At 64.1% G+C, this 16119-nt stretch carries 11 protein-coding genes and 2 CRISPR repeat arrays; all 11 genes read right to left on the reverse strand.

What is annotated here, in order from left to right:
* Nucleotides 1-24 precede the first annotated feature (24 nt).
* Nucleotides 25-1032, reverse strand: coding sequence for a helix-hairpin-helix domain-containing protein (locus SNAS_RS17655; protein WP_041625012.1), 1008 nt, complete (start codon nucleotides 1030-1032; stop codon nucleotides 25-27).
* Nucleotides 1033-1914 (reverse strand): type I-C CRISPR-associated protein Cas7/Csd2, encoded by an 882-nt coding sequence (gene cas7c, locus SNAS_RS17660; RefSeq protein ID WP_013018811.1) that lies wholly within the window; start codon nucleotides 1912-1914, stop codon nucleotides 1033-1035.
* Nucleotides 1907-3763, reverse strand: a complete 1857-nt coding sequence (locus SNAS_RS17665) for a type I-C CRISPR-associated protein Cas8c/Csd1 (protein WP_013018812.1) — start codon at nucleotides 3761-3763, stop codon at nucleotides 1907-1909. Before SNAS_RS17665 ends, cas7c begins: the two co-directional genes overlap by 8 nt.
* Nucleotides 3763-4458 carry a type I-C CRISPR-associated protein Cas5c gene (cas5c, locus tag SNAS_RS17670; RefSeq protein ID WP_013018813.1) on the reverse strand — a complete coding sequence of 232 codons (696 nt, stop codon included), beginning with the start codon at nucleotides 4456-4458 and terminating at the stop codon, nucleotides 3763-3765. The genes SNAS_RS17665 and cas5c overlap by 1 nt, the downstream gene beginning before the upstream one ends.
* A complete protein-coding gene (locus tag SNAS_RS17675) occupies nucleotides 4455-6734 on the reverse strand; it encodes a CRISPR-associated endonuclease Cas3'' (RefSeq protein ID WP_013018814.1) in 2280 nt (759 codons plus the stop codon). Before SNAS_RS17675 ends, cas5c begins: the two co-directional genes overlap by 4 nt.
* 192 nt (nucleotides 6735-6926) lie before the next feature.
* Nucleotides 6927-7975: a CRISPR direct-repeat array (repeat unit 37 nt; unit sequence GTTGCGATCCTCGCTGGAGCTGGTGCTCCAGCGCCAC).
* Between the two features lie 308 nt (nucleotides 7976-8283).
* Complete coding sequence (locus SNAS_RS17680; protein WP_041625013.1) at nucleotides 8284-11595, reverse strand: error-prone DNA polymerase; 3312 nt, start codon at nucleotides 11593-11595, stop codon at nucleotides 8284-8286.
* A gap of 139 nt (nucleotides 11596-11734) precedes the next feature.
* Nucleotides 11735-12430: a hypothetical protein gene (locus SNAS_RS35820; RefSeq protein ID WP_169313894.1), complete on the reverse strand. Its 696-nt coding sequence runs from the start codon at nucleotides 12428-12430 to the stop codon at nucleotides 11735-11737.
* 636 nt (nucleotides 12431-13066) lie between these two features.
* On the reverse strand, nucleotides 13067-13330 hold the full coding sequence (locus tag SNAS_RS37670) for a hypothetical protein (protein WP_425280975.1): 264 nt from the start codon (nucleotides 13328-13330) through the stop codon (nucleotides 13067-13069).
* 34 nt (nucleotides 13331-13364) lie between these two features.
* Nucleotides 13365-13765: a CRISPR direct-repeat array (repeat unit 38 nt).
* 317 nt (nucleotides 13766-14082) lie between these two features.
* Nucleotides 14083-14415, reverse strand: coding sequence for a hypothetical protein (locus SNAS_RS35205; protein ID WP_144300545.1), 333 nt, complete (start codon nucleotides 14413-14415; stop codon nucleotides 14083-14085).
* Nucleotides 14416-14476: 61 nt separating this feature from the next.
* On the reverse strand, nucleotides 14477-14854 hold the full coding sequence (locus tag SNAS_RS17695) for a hypothetical protein (protein ID WP_013018817.1): 378 nt from the start codon (nucleotides 14852-14854) through the stop codon (nucleotides 14477-14479).
* Nucleotides 14851-16056: a recombinase family protein gene (locus tag SNAS_RS17700; RefSeq protein ID WP_013018818.1), complete on the reverse strand. Its 1206-nt coding sequence runs from the start codon at nucleotides 16054-16056 to the stop codon at nucleotides 14851-14853. Before SNAS_RS17700 ends, SNAS_RS17695 begins: the two co-directional genes overlap by 4 nt.
* Between the last annotated feature and the right edge of the window lie 63 nt (nucleotides 16057-16119).

A 16119-nucleotide genomic window follows, 5' to 3' on the forward strand; every position in this document is an offset into this window, starting at 1 on the left:
TTCAAGACTTGTCACGTATGGGGGCTAGCGGAAGTTCCTGCCCTTGACTGCCGCCGGTGTGTGCAGTGGGGTGAGTTTGTCGGCGGTCAGCGACACAACCCCATCGGCGTTGCGCAGCCGTCCTCGGATGAGGAGCGCGGGGACAGCGTGGGCTTCGCGGGGGTAGGCGACGCGCAGACCAGGTTCACACACCACATTGGCTTGGCCGGTTTCGTCTTCGAGGTTGACGAACAGGACACCACCGGCGGTTTCGGGGGCTTGGCGGTGGGTGACGATGCCGCCGACGAGGACGCGGGTGCGATCCGGGATCGTCGGTAGCTGGCCGATCCGGACCGCGCCGTGGGCGTCGAGGTGGTGGCGGATGTGTTGGATCGGGTGGGAATCGACGGAAGATCCGGTCGACTGGAGGTTGGCGGCGGTGAGTTCGGCGTCGCTCATGCCCGGCAGCATCGGTGCGGTGACGGGGATGGTGCCGTCGATGGTGGTGTCGGTGTTGGCGGCGGCGGGTGCGGCCATCCATAGTGCCTGGCGGCGGTCGGGGCCGAGTGCGGTGAGGGCTCCGGCGGTGGCGAGGTTCTCCAGGTGGGTTTCGGTGAGGCGGGCGCGGCGGGCGAGGTCGGTGATCGAGGTGTAGGGCTGGCCGGCGGCGATGCGTTCGGCAACGGTGTCGGAGATGCCGCGGACCTGGTCCAGACCCAACCTGACGGTGGGGCCGGGGCTCCCCCAGTCGGCAGGAGCGGTGTTGCGGGCCGCGGGCTGGCCGCGTCCATCCAATGTGGTTATCGCTGCGCTGTGGTTGATGTGGACGGGGTGGATCCTCACGCCGTGGCGGCGGGCGTCGTTGATGAGGGTGTTGACGGAGTAGAACCCCATCGGCTGGGCCCTGATCAATCCGGTCAGGAACGCGGCCGGGTAGAAGCGTTTCAGGTAGGCCGAGGCGTAGGCGATGTAGGCAAACGAGATGGCGTGGGATTCAATGTTCCAGTGCCGACAGTGGAACGCTGAACGGGTCTGCTGAACTGGGCTGCCCATCTACGGCCACAGATCGGTCAATACTGTGGAGGTGATTCGGCTGGGTACAGAGGCCTTTTCGAATTGGCGTCGGTAGTCAGTGTGGTGACGTGGTGGTTTGTCCGCCTCCAGGGGTGAGATCGCGATGGTGTTGAACAGTTGGTGGGCGGGCGCATCGCCGACCGCACTGGAATGGCTGAACACATATAGTCCACATAGTTTCATTTCGCCACGTGCGGCCGAGTGGTTGTGCTCGAACATGAACTGGATCGCCTTCCACAGCGTGTGGAGGTCATCGGCGGTGACACCGGTCTTTGTGGCCTTGGGCGCGGAGTAGTGTAGATGGGTGCGGTACAACCCGTAGGGGACCGTCCACTTAGCGCCAAGCTCGGTCGATTCGCCTGCGTCGATGTCGGCTTGTTTGGTTTGGGTGACGCGGGTGATGGTGTGCTCCACCGGACTGATCGCATCGATACTGCGCGCGAACGTCAGCTGTGTGGGGCCGTAAACCTGCCCAGCGCCACGTTTCTTGCTTCCTGGGATCTTGTCGCCGGTAGACAAAACCGCGCCGAACATCCGTACATCGAAGTAGTGATCACATATCCATTGGCGCGCGTTGTCGCTGTCATCGGCGCTTTCCTTCAGCGCTTGAGCGATGCGGGTGTTGAGGGCGTGTCCTGCTTCGACGAAGATCCCGAACCGGGGATCATCTCCTTTGAGCAGTGACACGGTGTCGCGGATCTTGCGTTTGATGGCCACGTCGGTGACGATTCCTTGGCCGGTCTCATCGTCCATGCGGGGCTGGTTAGCGGCGTCCGGGTCGCCGTTGGGGTTGCCGTCGGTGACGTCGAATAGCAGTACCGCGTCGTGCCGCATGGTGGGGTCGAGGTGTGCTTCACTCATCGTTGGATTCCGTTTCCGTGGTGGTGTTATTGGCAGATCGGTTGGCGAATCGTTGCTGACGTTGCTGGTAGTAGCCGAGTATGAAGTCCGACTGCTGCGACAGCAGGGCCGTGCTCGGTGGTCCACCGGCCTGGTTCAAGTGCTCATACAGTTCGGTGAGTTGGCGGTCAATCCATTCGGCTCGGGCGGGGTTGTCGCGGCGTACTCGCTTCAGCCATGCCTGCGATATTCGGGCGCCAGCAGTCAGCGCGCGGCGCGGGTTGGTGATCGCTCCGGAGAAGTGACGGTCGGTGAAACTGGTGTTGACGCGTTCGGCACGGCCGGTGGTCTTGTTCGGTGTGGGATTGGTGGCGGCCCACTGGAGATACTCGTACATGGCGAATATTTGACCAGCCACTTTGGCTGGTTCTTCGGTGCTGGATGTGGTGATTTCCATGGGTTCTTTCTGGTCGTTCGTGGTGGCCTGTCGGATACGGCCGACGTGTAGTAGGGCCGCTCGTGCCGGGTCGAGGTATCCGTCGCGCCGGATGCGGTGGATGATGTGTTTGGACAGGCCAGGCGGCAGACGGCGTCCATAAAGGGCGGCCTGTAGGAGTGACCGGTAGACGCCGTCGGGGCGGTCAGCGCCGGGTTTGTTGAAGCCGAGGTATCCGCCAGATTCGGCAGTCAGCTTCGGGTCGTAGCGCCCGCACGCCAGTGCCAACAGCCCGACCCCGGGAAGGCGCGTGTTGTCGCCGTCGGTAGTGGTGATGTCGTTGAACCAGCGACCAAGGTTGGCCTGTACCTGGGTGAGAGGTTGTTCAACCCAGTCGCGCACCATGATGCGGGAGACGTTGCCGCCTACGATGACCGAGCAGAACCTCCCCGTGTCGATGTCCTTGACACTGTGACGGTGCCCGGTGCGGGCAGCGGTGATCAGGTGGTGGACGTCGTCCAGGTGCTGGTGTGGATGCAGCAGCATGTCGAGTGAAACCTGCTCACCGCCGATCGTCCACCACGCCATGCGTGAGTCGCCGCTGCCGGTGGAGTGCTGCTTGTCGTCCAGGAGCATTCCTAGGCCGCTCATGACCCGCAATCCGCAGCCTTGGCAAATCGGTGTATGCCGCAGCTCGGTGGTCAAATCGAATCCGTGGGTGGGTTTGTTGACGCTCACCAGTGATGCGCTTTGCGTCGCGCCCGGCACCAGCCGTTGCGGCAGTTGCTGCGGCACGGTTTTGAGCAGTTCAGCCCATTCACCGCACACCAAACACAATCCAGATGTGCCGCTGCCTTTGCGTTCAGCCGCGATGCTTGCCCAAAACCGTTGTGCTGAGGTCGATGCGGCGGCTTTGGCGCCGTCAATCTCGAAGCAGACGAGATCTCCGCGGCTCCAGGCCGGTACGCGTTGCAGTTCTTCGCCGCGGCCGTTGATCCGCATTGGTTCCATAATGGTGCGATGGTGACCGTCGCGGTAGAACGCTGCAATCGCGCTGGCCGGTGAGTCCGGATCGTCACGGGCCCAGCGTTCATTCAACGCGATGAACGCCTTGTGGCGCTTGACCACCTTGTCCGGCTTCACATTGGCTTTCGGGTCTGTGGTCACCCACCCGAACACGTACTCCACGGTGTCGACGCCAGGTGTCGGCGCGGGAGCCGAAGTCTTGGTCACTGACGGGACTGCCATGGGGGTGCCGAAACGACGGGCGGTGTCGCTGGGGTCGGCTCGATCCGTCATGTCCAGTGTTTCGGGGGTGCCATCGGCGTGGAGTCGCAGCACCCACCGCACCGGTTTTTCGATGTAGAACGCCGGGATCGGGTTCTCATCGGTTTCACGTTGGGCTGCGAATTGCGCCAGCCGCTGCAACAGCATCAGCCCACCGCCGCACTGATGTGCGATGCCTCGGCGACGATGCCCCGTTCGGGAACGCGAAGTACCCCGCGATCAAGGCGGGCGGTGAACCATTCCATGGCGTGATCACCGTCGTATCCCACCGTGTGGATCATGATGCCCAAATCTCCATCAAGCTCGTCACGAGCGGGTGTGCCGTCGGGTTTGCCGAAGTAGGCGGTGAACTCGCGGGTGCCCAGATACGGCTGGGCAAAGCATGCTCCTTTGTCGACGCGGCGCCGGAACTGATCGCGATAGGCCACCACGGGTTTGTTGGCGTGCGGTTGCAGTCGAATGTGGGCGTGGATTCGGTAGGCCACGTCACGCAGGCATACCGCGTTGCGTTGGTCGCGTTTCGCCGCGGTATCAATGCGGCGCACACCTTTTGCTGCATCACGCAACGACGCCACGTCGTTAGTCTCATTGCGACGAACCGTGAACTGCTTGATCGGTTTGAGCACCTCAATGGCCACGACTTGGTAAGCCATTTCTGGCTTCCAATAGATCGCTTCCAAAACACCCTTGGCGGCACTGGGGGTCATGACGGGATACGTCAGTCGTTCGGCTTTGAGTTCGGGGCGAGTGAACAAGGCCGCGTCCCCCCACACTTGGACCGCCACCGGTCGATGACCGTGTGGATCGGTGGGAAGTGTGATCGCGGTGCCGTGAGGGGTCATAGAACGAATCTCTCCATTTCGGGGTCGAGGGCGATGCCTGTGGTGACGTCGTAGTCGCCTTGCCACACCGCCAGCGAGCCCGGCGTGTCCACATCGCCCAGCAACGGTGCCAGCAAAGCGGTCACACCCGGTTTGCGTACTGCGGATATGTGCAGGTTCGTGGTGAACGGCTGCAACTGCCTCATAGCGGAGCCGATCCCGATACCTGAACGGACTTGGTCGATAAGTTCGAGTACGCGAGGGTTGAACTCATTGGACACCAGGTTCTTCTCACCGGTGCCACGGCCGTCACCGTTACCGACCCATTGTGGGCAGATCACGGCCACGCTGTCATCACTGATCATGCGAAACGCCAACTTCGAATCTCGTGCGCCGGTTTCGAGGTCTTGTGGCCCATCGGTAACTGACTGATAGTCCAACCGTTGCCTGGCCGACTGGATCTGCCGCCCAATCGAGCCGCGTCCCTCCACTCCGGTGTCGTCATACACGGCCCGCCAGTACCGCAACTGTGCCGTTGTATCGTCCGGCGCGGACTTATCCGGTCCGAAGAACCGCCGAGTGTTGCCCACTAGTGTTCGATACGTCGGTGGCGCGCCACCATCCAACGGATCGAAGATCACGACCCTCCCGCCGTCAGGCAATCGGCCTTCCCGGTTAGCGCGGCCACCAGCTTGCACAAGTGAATCGGCCGGTGCCAGCGCCCGATAGACCACCGCGAAGTCCACGTCGACTCCGGCCTCTATCAACTGTGTACTGACCAGAAGCACCGGCGTGCCCGCCGCCAAACCCGAGCGCACCGCAGCCAGGACGTAGCGCCGGTGAGCCGGGCACATCCGAGTCGACAAGTGATACACCAGGCTGTCGCCCGCCAATTCCCGCCACCGATCGACCACGGCAGACGCATCCTTGGTCGTGTTCACCACCACCAAAGCACTCTCATCGGCGCAGGCCCGGTCCGCGACGTCGCTCAACATCGGTTGCGGATCCGTCCACCATTCGTACCGCACTCGCCCATCAACGGCACGCGTCAACTCCTGCGGCACCACGATGTCGCAAGCCTCCATCCCCTGAAACGGCCCCAGATTCCAGAAATCCGGCTGCGTAGCCGAACACAGCACCACACTGGCCCCGAAATGATCGACCAATGTCCGCAAACCATCCAAGATCGGCAACAGCAGCCGATACGGCAGCCCCTGCACCTCATCCAGCACCACCACCGCATTGGACAGACGATGCAGCCGCCGTGTCGCCTCCCGTTTGCGACCAAACAACGATTCGAACAACCGCACCGTCGTGGTCACCACGAACGGCGCATCCCAGTTCTCTGACGCCAACCTCTCCCACCGGCGACAATCGGGAAGAACATCGAAATCAACTCCACTGTGGTGCTCCAACACCACCTGCTCGTCGCCCTCGTCCAGCAGGCCACGGTAGACAGCGGCGTTTTGCTCAGTGATCGTCAACCACGGCACCGCCACCACCACTCGCCGCATGCCATGAATCGCCGCATGCCGCATCGCGAACGCGCCAGCGTTGATCGTCTTGCCCAACCCGGTGGCCGCAGGTATCCGGAACATGCCACGCGGCTTTCCTGCGGCCCGCAGACACTCATCGAACAACGCCTGCCTGGCCACATTCACCGCTGACATTGGCCTGTGACGCAACAGATCTTCCCGACGCTGCTGAAACCGATCCCACAACAACCCGACATCAGCGTCCCTGGCAACCAACGGTGCTGCCAGACCTTCTCGGTGCATCGCAGTATCCAGCGAATCGGCATCACACAACGCGCTGAACACCAATCGCAGTCCCATCTCAGCAACTAGCGGCTTTGCCCACGGCAACACCACGTCCCGCGCCCAACCCGTCTCAGCCAGAAGGTCAGTCAAGCCTCGTCGCGCCTCAGCATTGTTGCGCCGCTGAGCCTCACTCAGGTTCTTCAACGCGTCCGCCACAAAGCCTGGTGACGTCAAACCGCCATGATGACCATGTAGCACCAACCCAAGAGCCTGAAGTCCATGTTCGGCCGCCAATTCGCAACCCAACGTCTTGTGGTCCACCCCCACCGGGCCACCTGACGCCTCCGCTCGCACTAGCCCGTCCTGCCATGCACACGACGCCTTCCCCGCGTCATGCCAGAGCCCCGTCAAGTACCCCAGATCACCGACGCCGAACTCACCCGCGAATCGGCGCGCCAACACCGCAACCCCACGCAAGTGATCCTCAAGAAGTTGACGATCACCGCCCCTATTGGCACTATGCCCAAACAGTTCCACGTACCAAGCTCCAGAAGGGATACAGTCAACAAGCAAGAGCGACCATACGTCGTTCTTGTGACATGCCAACGGACAAAATGTGCGACACGCGATCGAACCGACGGCCACCAACCCAGACTCACTGCAATCCTCGCCAGAGGAGTGCTCCAGCGCCACCGGCAGCGCGCCGCCGTCCCGGACCCGGCGCTGCTGGTTGCGATCCTCGCTGGAACTGGTGCTCCAGCGCCACCACGAGCGGTCCCGGAGGAGACAGGCCCGGAGCAGGGTTGCGATCCTCGCTGGAGCTGGTGCTCCAGCGCCACATTCCGCTACGGCGGCGGTGGACAAGCTGGTGCGTGTTGCGATCCTCGCTGGAGCTGGTGCTCCAGCGCCACGAAGGCTTACCGCCCGTGCCAGGTTCGCCGTGTTGTTGCGATCCTCGCTGAAGCTGGTGCTCCAGCGCCACACTGGCAGAGCTGGAAAGCGATCAACCGCGAACAGTTGCGATCCTCGCTGGAGCTGGTGCTCCAGCGCCACGGTCCTCGTTGCCGCGTTGGTGTTGCGGACCTCGAGGTTGCGATCCTCGCTGGAGCTGGTGCTCCACCGCCACCGGCGTCCCACCGCGGCGGCTGCGGTGACGATCGGGTTGCGATCCTCGCTGGAGCTGGTGCTCCAGCGCCACCGTCGTGGTGGCGACGTGCTCACGGATCAACTCCTGGTTGCGATCCTCGCTGGAGCTGGTGCTCCAGCGCCACTGGCGTTGTACTCGTCTAGCGGCTGGTTAAGCCGCAGTTGCGATCCTCGCTGGAGCTGGTGCTCCAGCGCCACAGCTGCTTCCGTGGATTCAGTCGCACCCCAACATGTTGCGATCCTCGCTGGAGCTGGTGCTCCAGCGCCACCGGCAACGGAGCGTTGGCGAGGTTCTTGAGGACCTCGTTGCGATCCTCGCTGGAGCTGGTGCTCCAGCGCCACTGGAGTCGTGGACGTGCGCCGACGCCCACGAGATCCTGTTGCGATCCTCGCTGGAGCTGGTGCTCCAGCGCCACACGATCGCCAGCAGCAGCGGTCCCCACTCGCGGAAGTTGCGATCCTCGCTGGAGCTGGTGCTCCAGCGCCACACGATCGCCAGCAGCAGCGGTCCCCACTCGCGGAAGTTGCGATCCTCGCTGGAGCTGGTGCTCCAGCGCCACAGGTCACCAATCCCAATCAGCTGGTCTTGCGCCATGTTGCGATCCTCGCTGGAGCTGGTGCTCCAGCGCCACGGTTCCTATAGTGCAGGAACATGGGTTTGGGGGCGAAGGGAGCATGGGTTCTGTGTCCAGTTTCTAAGGTTTTGACAGAATTTCGTCTTGGGAACCAACCGCGTGTCGCGACATCACTTGAGGTTCCGAAGCCATCATGGTTGGGACACACCACAGCCTCCTTTCCGGCACGCCGGTGTCTCGAGGACGTCTGGAGCTCTAGGAGCGGGTGCCAGTTCTAATAACACAGGCTGTGGTCTCATTTGCGGGAGTCCCTTGTGGTCGAGTGCTTCGATGGCATCTCATCTGATCGTGTGGCATTGCGGTTATCACCGGAAGTTGCGCGGTTTCGTTGGCATCGGTGTGTGGAGTGGGGTGAGTTTGTCGGCGGTGATGGAGGTGACGCCGCCTGCGTTGCGGAGTTGACCGCGGATGAGGAGTACGGGGGTGGCGTGGGCTTCGCGGGGGTAGGCGAGGCGAAGGCCGGGTTCGCAGACGATGTTGGCTTGGCCGGTTTCGTCTTCGAGGTTGATGAACAAGATGCCTCCGGCGGTTTCGGGGGCTTGGCGGTGGGTGACGATGCCGCCGACGACTACGCGGGTGCGGTCTGGGAGGGTTGCGAGTTGGTCGATCGGGGTGGCGTCATGGGCGTCGAGCTGGTGGCGGATGTGTTCGATTGGGTGGGAGTCGACGGAGGAGCCCGTCGCGGTCAGGTCGGCGGCGGTGAGTTCGGCGTTGCTCATGCCCGGCAGCATGGGCGCGGTGAGCTGGATGGTGCCGTCGATCGTGTCGTGGGTGTTGGCGGCGGCGGGCGCGGCCATCCACAGTGCTTGCCTGCGGGTAGGGCCGAGAGCGGTGAGGGCGCCGGCGGTGGCGAGGTTTTCCAGGTGGGTTTCGGTGAGCCCGGCACGGCGGGCCAGGTCGGTGATCGACGTGTAGGGCTGGCCCACGGCAATGCGCTCGGCGACGGTGTCAGAGATGCCGTGGACTTGGTTCAGGCCCAACCGCACGGCCGGGCCGCCGCTCCCCCACTGCCTGGCGGGTGCATCAGCGGGTGCGGGTGTGCCGTGTCCGTCGAGTGTGGTGGTGGCGTGGCTGTGGTTGATGTGGACGGGGTGGATCCTCACGCCGTGGCGGCGGGCATCGGCGATGAGGGTGTTGATCGAGTAGAACCCCATCGGCTGGGCCCTGATGAGCCCCGTCAGGAACGCCGCCGGATAGTACCTCTTCAGGTAGCAAGAGGCGTAGGCGATGTAGGCGAAACTGATCGCGTGTGACTCGGGAAACCCGTATCCGGAGAATGCCTCCATTCTCGACCATAGGTCGTCGATCGTGGCATGTGGGATGTCGTTGGCTGCCGCGCCCGCGTAGAACCGGTCTTTGAGGCGGTGCATGCGTTCGGCCGATCGTTTGGCGCCCATGGCTTGCCGCAGCTCGTCGGCATCCGCTGGGCTGAACCCGCCACAGTCGACGGCCAGTTGCATCATTTGTTCCTGAAACAGCGGCACACCCAGGCTCTTCTCCAGTGCGGGTTGGGCGAGGCGGTGGGGGTAGACGACAGGCTCGAGGCCGTCGCGGCGCCGCAGATACGGATGCACCGCACCGCCTTGGATCGGGCCCGGCCGCACCAACGCGATCTGGACGGCCAGATCATGCAGGTTAGCCGGGCGCAGCCGGGGGGCGAGTTGTAGCTGGGCACGGGATTCGATCTGGAACGTGCCGATCGCATCGCCTTTGTGGACCATCGCGTACACCTCCGCGTCGTCCGGAGTCAGCGCGGCCAAATCCACGGGAACGTCGTAGTGGGCATTGGCGACGTCGCGGGCCTCGCGCAGCGCGGTGAGCATCCCGAGCCCGAGGAGGTCGATCTTCACCAGGCCGGCGTCGGCGCAGTCGTCTTTGTCCCACTGCAGGACGGTGCGTTTGTCCATGCGGGCGTGCTCGACGGGCACGACGTCGATGATCGGTCGGTCGCAGATCACCATCCCCCCGGAATGGATACCCAGATGCCGTGGGGCTCCCAGCAGTTGTCCGGCGTAGGTGCCCACATCGGCGGGCAGCTCGGTCAGCGCGGGGCCGCCGCGGCGCGGGGAGGCCGCGATCCAGGCATCCACCTGGCCGGGCGAATACCCCAAAGCAGCGGCCGAGTCCCTGATGGCGGAGCGGCGGCGGTAGGTGATGACGTTGGCGACCTGGGCGGCATAGGTGCGGCCGTAGGTGTCGTAGACGTATTGGATGACGGCTTCGCGGCGCCGCGCCTCGATATCCAGGTCAATGTCCGGTGGCCCCTCCCGAGCGGGGCTGAGGAACCGCTCGAACAACAGCTTGAATGCGATCGGGTCGGCCGCGGTGATCCCCAGGGTGAAACACACCACGGAGTTGGCCGCGCTGCCGCGGCCCTGGACCAGGATCCCCTCCCGGCGACAGTAGTCCACAATGTCGTGGACGATGAGGAAGTAACCCGCGAACCCGAGCCTCTTGATGACATCAAGTTCATGATCCAGTTGCCGGACCACGTCCGAGCGCGATCCCAAGGGCCCATACCGCTCGGCCGCACCGGCCTGGACCAGGTGCCGCAGCCAGGAGTCCTCGTCATGCCCGGCCGGGACCGGAAACGGCGGCAACGCGGGCGCCACTAGGTCCAGGTCGAACGCCAACTCCCTTGCGAGACGGAGGCTGCTGGCCACCGCGCCGCCAAACGGCGCGAACCGCTCGACCATCTCGTCAGGCGAGCACAGCCGTGCCGTTGGTGCGGCGGGCAGCCACCCGTCCAGCTCGTCCAGGGGCATGTTGGCGCGCACCGCCGCGGCCACCTGCGACAACCTGTGCCGAGAGCTGCGGGCATAATGGACGTTGTTTGTCGCCACCACCGACAGCCCCAACTCGGAAGCCAGATCGGCGAGCGCCTCGTTGCGGTCGCCGTCGGTGAAAGCCTGATGGTCAGTCAACTCGACGTAAACGCCGTCGCGCCCGAACAACTCAACCAACCGCTCCAACTCGACCCGCGCCGCATCCACCCCACCCGCATCCAAGGCACGGCGTACCGGGCCCTTGCGGCAGCCAGTCAACACCACCACGTGCCCGCGCAGCCTCGCGGCGACGCCCTCCAGGCTCCCGTAGTCGGGCAGACCTTTCTGGCCACCGGCCAGGTGGGCGTTGCCGATCGCCGCCGACAGCTTCGCGTACCCCTCGGCACCGCGGGCCAGGACCAGCAGGTGCGTACCCGACGGATCCGGCACACCCGCCCGCTCACCGGTCAACCCGATGGACAGCTCGGCGCCGTACACCGTGGCCAGGCCGGTGCCTTTCGCGGCTTGGGCGAACCGCACCGCCCCATACAAGCCGTCATGGTCGGTGATCGCCAGCCCCGATAGACCCAGGCGAAGCGCTTCGGCCACCAGATCCTCCGGCGAGGACGCGCCGTCCAGGAACGAGAAATTCGAGTGGGCGTGCAGCTCGGCATAACCACCGGCCTCGACAGCCGGTGGAGATGAGGCTGGCGGCGTGGGTTCGTCGTCGGTGACCAGTCGCAGATGCCGGGGCTTCCCCACCCCAGATCCACTCGTGGCCCGGCCGACCATCCGGTCACGCAGCTGCCGCCACGTCAAATGCCGACCGCGCCCGCCCCAGCCCTCAGTCATAGCCACACCGCGGTACCCACCCGCGCGTTCGCGCCATCATCCACCCTCCACACTGCTAGTGATCTTGAGGAACTGGATAATACACACGTTCGAACACTGGGAGCTGCGGGAACGTGGAGACCGACGGTCGTCGCAGGCGTTATGTGTCTTTGAGGGCTGCCATCACCTTTTTGGCGGAGTCTGTGAGGAAGTCGCCAGCGGCGTCTTCGGGTATGTCGAGGTAGTTACTGTCGAGTTCCATGGTCAGTACCAAGTTGCCGTTACGCATGATGAGGCACGCCGGGGAACTGCCGTTCGGTTTTAGCAACAACATCGTCTGCTCAAGTCCGACCGACTCCTCAATGCCGATCTCGGCCACGCGCTCTTCGAACGCGCTGTCGGCCGACGCGGTGTCGGCATGGGATTCGGCGCGCAACTCGAAAAGGGGATACTCGGTGACATCACTGACCTGCGTCGACAGTTGGCACAACATCCCGTTGTAGTCGAAGTCGTCGTCGGGACCGTAGGTCTCCTCGTCGTACTTCGCGCCCTCGAAACCCACCAGATCGGCCAGTTCCTGCTGGTCGACAAGATCGCACGGCGTGGATGTGGTGCCGTAAACGTTGTCGCGACCTGCCGCGACCAGTGCGGCCGAGTCCGCCTCTTGGGGCCAGACCGCGACCGCGACGCCTACCCCAGCCAGCAACACCGCCACGCCGGCGATCACCAACCCGACGATCAGACCGATATTGCGGCCCGGCGCGACGGGAGGTGTCACACCGGGCGGCCGCATTCCCGGCCCCGGCGGTGATCCAGGGGCATGGTGCGGTGAAGGGGGCGACTGGGCTGCGGACATGTCAATGCTCCCTGGGGTACGAGATTCCCGGTCCGGACGCCACACTCCACCGGAAAGGACGCGATCGAGGTTGGCCACACGCACCCGCCACCGGCCCCACCGTTGACTCCCGGGCCTTCACCCCTACCGCTGGGGTAGACCCGACGATCCTCACCACGGCGTCTCCACTGTCGACCATCACGCCCCACATCCCATCGTCTAGGTGTCGTGAAGGCATCACATCACGATCCCACCGGGACCCCTCCCGACTCGGACCACAAGGGACAGCAGCCAAGAGGGTGACCCGCAGCGTCTGATGCGGGCTGCGGCAGCAGACCCAGCACCGGCACCACCGCCCGTGATCGCGTGCGGCCTTCTTGTTCGCCAGCCTCAGGCCACTGAAGGTCGCGCACTCCCCTGCCGACGCGAGCTACTAGCATCGGTGGCCACCGCACCCAACGGGAAGCTACAGGGATGGTTCGGAACCTCCAGTGATATCGCGACACGCGATTGGTTCCCAAGACAAAATCACGGCAAATCCTTACAAACCAGACACCGGGCTCCACCCCACTTACCCTCGGACTCCTACTCCTGCACTATAGGAACCGTGGCGCTGGAGCACCAGCTCCAGCGAGGATCGCAACAGCAGCTGCAAGCCTATGCGCTGCACCTGGAGGCGTGGCGCTGGAGCACCAGCTCCAGCGAGGATCGCAACCTCGTCGACCCCGACACTGGCGCCCGCCGGATCCTGGTGGCGCTGGAGCACCAGCTCCAGCGAGGATCGCAACCATGGCGACGTCGAAACGCACCCACCGGCGGCGTGTGGCGCTGGAGCACCAGCTCCAGCTCCAGCTCCAGCTCCAGCTCCCGCTCCCGCTCCCGCTCCCGCTCCCGCTCCCGCTCCAGCGAGGATCGCAACATCGCTTCGGTTCCCGGATTTGACACTGAGTCGGATGTGGCGCTGGAGCACCAGCTCCAGCGAGGATCGCAACGTGTGGTTCCCCGAATGATGGGGACCTGGATGACCGTGGCGCTGGAGCACCCACTCCAGCGAGGATCGCAACAACCGCCGCGTCTGCGGTATCCACACCGGTTGGGAGTGGCGCTGGAGCACCCACTCCAGCGAGGATCGCAACGGTGTTGGGCCGTACCCGCCCGACCGCGCGGATCGCGTGGCGCTGGAGCACCACCTCCAGCGAGGATCGCAACTGCGACAGACTGCCGAGCCCTTTGGACAGTTGGCCCGTGGCGCTGGAGCATCCGCTCCAGCGAGGATCGCAACATCATCCTGATCACGTGCGAAGTCCAGGCCCTCATTGTGGCGCTGGAGCATCCGCCCCAGCGAGGATCGCAACAACAGCACTGCGATCCTGAATCGTTCTCGGTGTTCGATGGCCCTGGAGCAAGAAGCCCTAAAAACCACCAAGGCCGCGTTGGCCATAGTCGGCGACTTGGGCGGTGTAGTTCCCCAGTCGACTTCCGTCGTCTGGGGAACGCATCAGTTATCCGTCGCACGCTCCGCAACGCCAGTTTGACCCTTCATACTGGGCGAATGTCGACTTGAACGCTTTCGCAACCAGTGGCGATGTCGACTAGCGCGTCGTGTTCGTCGCGATCGATGCTTAAACGCCACCCGGTCTTGATGGCCACCCACGTGGCGACGTACGTGCACGTCACTGTTGCATTGAAGGCATCCATTCTGCGGGGTCTTGGTCTCCTTTGGAGCGGTTACTGCTGGCAGTGACAGCAACAAGGTGGCGGTGGTCATCTAGGTAGGTGGCATACGTCTTGCGTCTGTGAGTACTCCACTGTGAAGCCCCGGAATCCCATGTTTCGGCCAGAGGCACGAAATCGTCGATATCCAGTTGCGACGAGCGATTAACCGTTGTGCCGTCATAGACACTGACCAACTCGCCGGTAATGATCCCACCGCAGTCGGCTTGACCGAGTTCACCCGACGAGTCTTTATCAAGAAGTACTTCGTCGCTGCGTCCGACAGTCCACATGAAACCAACTGACCCGGCTGAGTCGGAGCGAGCGCGGCCATCGTCGACTGGCGGATTTGTCTTAGCGCTGGTTGTCCTCCACACTGGCTGTCGCCACAGCTGCGCGTGCTTCGTGCTGTGACACGTGGAGTATGCGAGCTGTTTCGGGCCACGAGACCTTCTGGGAGCGCAGGCGCCGTACGGCGGCGGTCAAGGCGGCTTGCTCGCGTGCGCGGGCCCGCGTCAGTTCTTCCAGCTCAGGTGAGACCACTGTCAATGTCACCGCCACGTGCTCGGGGTGGATGTCCAGCGCGAGCGCGGCGGCGTCGGTGACGTGTTGGTGGATCTGGCTGAGGGTGCGGCCGAAGGTCCACATGCTGATGGACGGGGCTTCGGCGGCCCAGCGGTGGTGGTCGCGGCTCACGATCACCGATACCGAATGAGTTGTCGCGTCGTTCATGCTGCTGTCTCCAGCCAGGTGATGATGTGCTCGGCGGCCGGTTCGGGTAGGACCCCGTGGGGCACGGTGAATTCGCGCGAACCGATGGCGTAGACGATGTGGGTGTCGTTGGAGCGCACTTCACGCAGGAGGTACCCGTGTTGGTGGGCGGCGGCGCGCACCCGTTCCAGGGCGTCGCGTGGGGCGCGGTCGGCGGCGTCCATGCGCACCATCTGCACCCATTCATCCACTGTAAACACTGCTTTGTGGGAGGGTTGGCGCGACCATGTCCACTCCTGCATGGGGATGGGGGTGAACCCGTTCTTGGACGAGCGCCGGTTGAACACCGCGTACCCGGTGAGGCGGGGGTTGAGCAGCAGCGACCGGATGCGCCTGTCGGTCCATTGTCCGCCGGGCTTGTCGTGCGGGTACTTCTCGGGGTCCGCGTTCAGCGCGATGCGGATGTCGCGGTACCTGGCATCTTCCAGTCGAAGCCGCGCCATGTGTACTGAGGTGTCCCAGCGGTGCGGGCCTGGGTGTGGTTGGAGTCGGCGTTTCGGGCGGCGGATGTAGCGGTCGTGTCGGGCGGGTGCGTCGGGGTCGATGACGGCGATGTAGGGGTAGGGGGCGGGGCCGTGGCTGTAGCCCTGGGCGGCGTGTTCGCGCTGGCCGCGCTCGGAGTTTTCCAGCATGAGCGCTCGGTAGATTTCGGCGTCCATTTGCTGGCCGCGTCGCATCCGCAATCGGCTGGCTGGCATGTCGCCGGGGCGCTGCGGTGGAGGTTCGGTGGCGTACACCAGCTCCACCCCCCACTGTTCCAGGTGGGACTCGACGGTCAAGATCGTGAGCATGTCGCGGGCGGCGCGATCGGAGCGCTCGCAGATGACGCGGGTGATCTCACCGGCGTGCGCGGCGGCCAGCAGATCGGTCAGGCCGCCATCGCGGCGCAGCGGCACCGCCAACTCGGCGTAGTAGTCGTCGTCGTGCTGGCTGCGGGCATTCAAGTGCATGTACCCGCTTTCGACGTCCCAAAAGTAGGCCGCGAAGTCTTCCCCTTGCCCCAGCCGCCGGGCGCATACCGTCGCCTGGCCGGGAATCGATGTGGTCGGGTCCTGTTGGTCTTTGGTGGAGCAGCGCCCCAAGAAGGCGGTGATGTGGGCTCGAGTGGATGTATCCCAGCTGTAGCCGGGCAGGGTGGACAAGTCAATGGGAGCTGACGTCACGAAGGTGTTCCTCACGCACGGCCCCAACAGGACGAGAGCACGCAGGGGCTAAACCAATATGGA

Origin of the sequence: Stackebrandtia nassauensis DSM 44728, from assembly GCF_000024545.1 — a bacterium.
In the GTDB taxonomy this organism is placed as follows: Bacteria; Actinomycetota; Actinomycetes; order Mycobacteriales; family Micromonosporaceae; genus Stackebrandtia; species Stackebrandtia nassauensis.

Coding starts and splice junctions, on each gene's coding strand:
- SNAS_RS17655 (WP_041625012.1), bottom strand. CDS start 1,032: ATGGGCAGCCCAGTTCAGCAGACCCGTTCAGCGTTCCACTGTCGGCAC.
- cas7c (WP_013018811.1), bottom strand. CDS start 1,914: ATGAGTGAAGCACACCTCGACCCCACCATGCGGCACGACGCGGTACTG.
- SNAS_RS17665 (WP_013018812.1), bottom strand. CDS start 3,763: ATGCTGTTGCAGCGGCTGGCGCAATTCGCAGCCCAACGTGAAACCGAT.
- cas5c (WP_013018813.1), bottom strand. CDS start 4,458: ATGACCCCTCACGGCACCGCGATCACACTTCCCACCGATCCACACGGT.
- SNAS_RS17680 (WP_041625013.1), bottom strand. CDS start 11,595: ATGACTGAGGGCTGGGGCGGGCGCGGTCGGCATTTGACGTGGCGGCAG.
- SNAS_RS35820 (WP_169313894.1), bottom strand. CDS start 12,430: ATGTCCGCAGCCCAGTCGCCCCCTTCACCGCACCATGCCCCTGGATCA.
- SNAS_RS37670 (WP_425280975.1), bottom strand. CDS start 13,330: ATGTTGCGATCCTCGCTGGAGCGGGAGCGGGAGCGGGAGCGGGAGCGG.
- SNAS_RS35205 (WP_144300545.1), bottom strand. CDS start 14,415: ATGTGGACTGTCGGACGCAGCGACGAAGTACTTCTTGATAAAGACTCG.
- SNAS_RS17695 (WP_013018817.1), bottom strand. CDS start 14,854: ATGAACGACGCGACAACTCATTCGGTATCGGTGATCGTGAGCCGCGAC.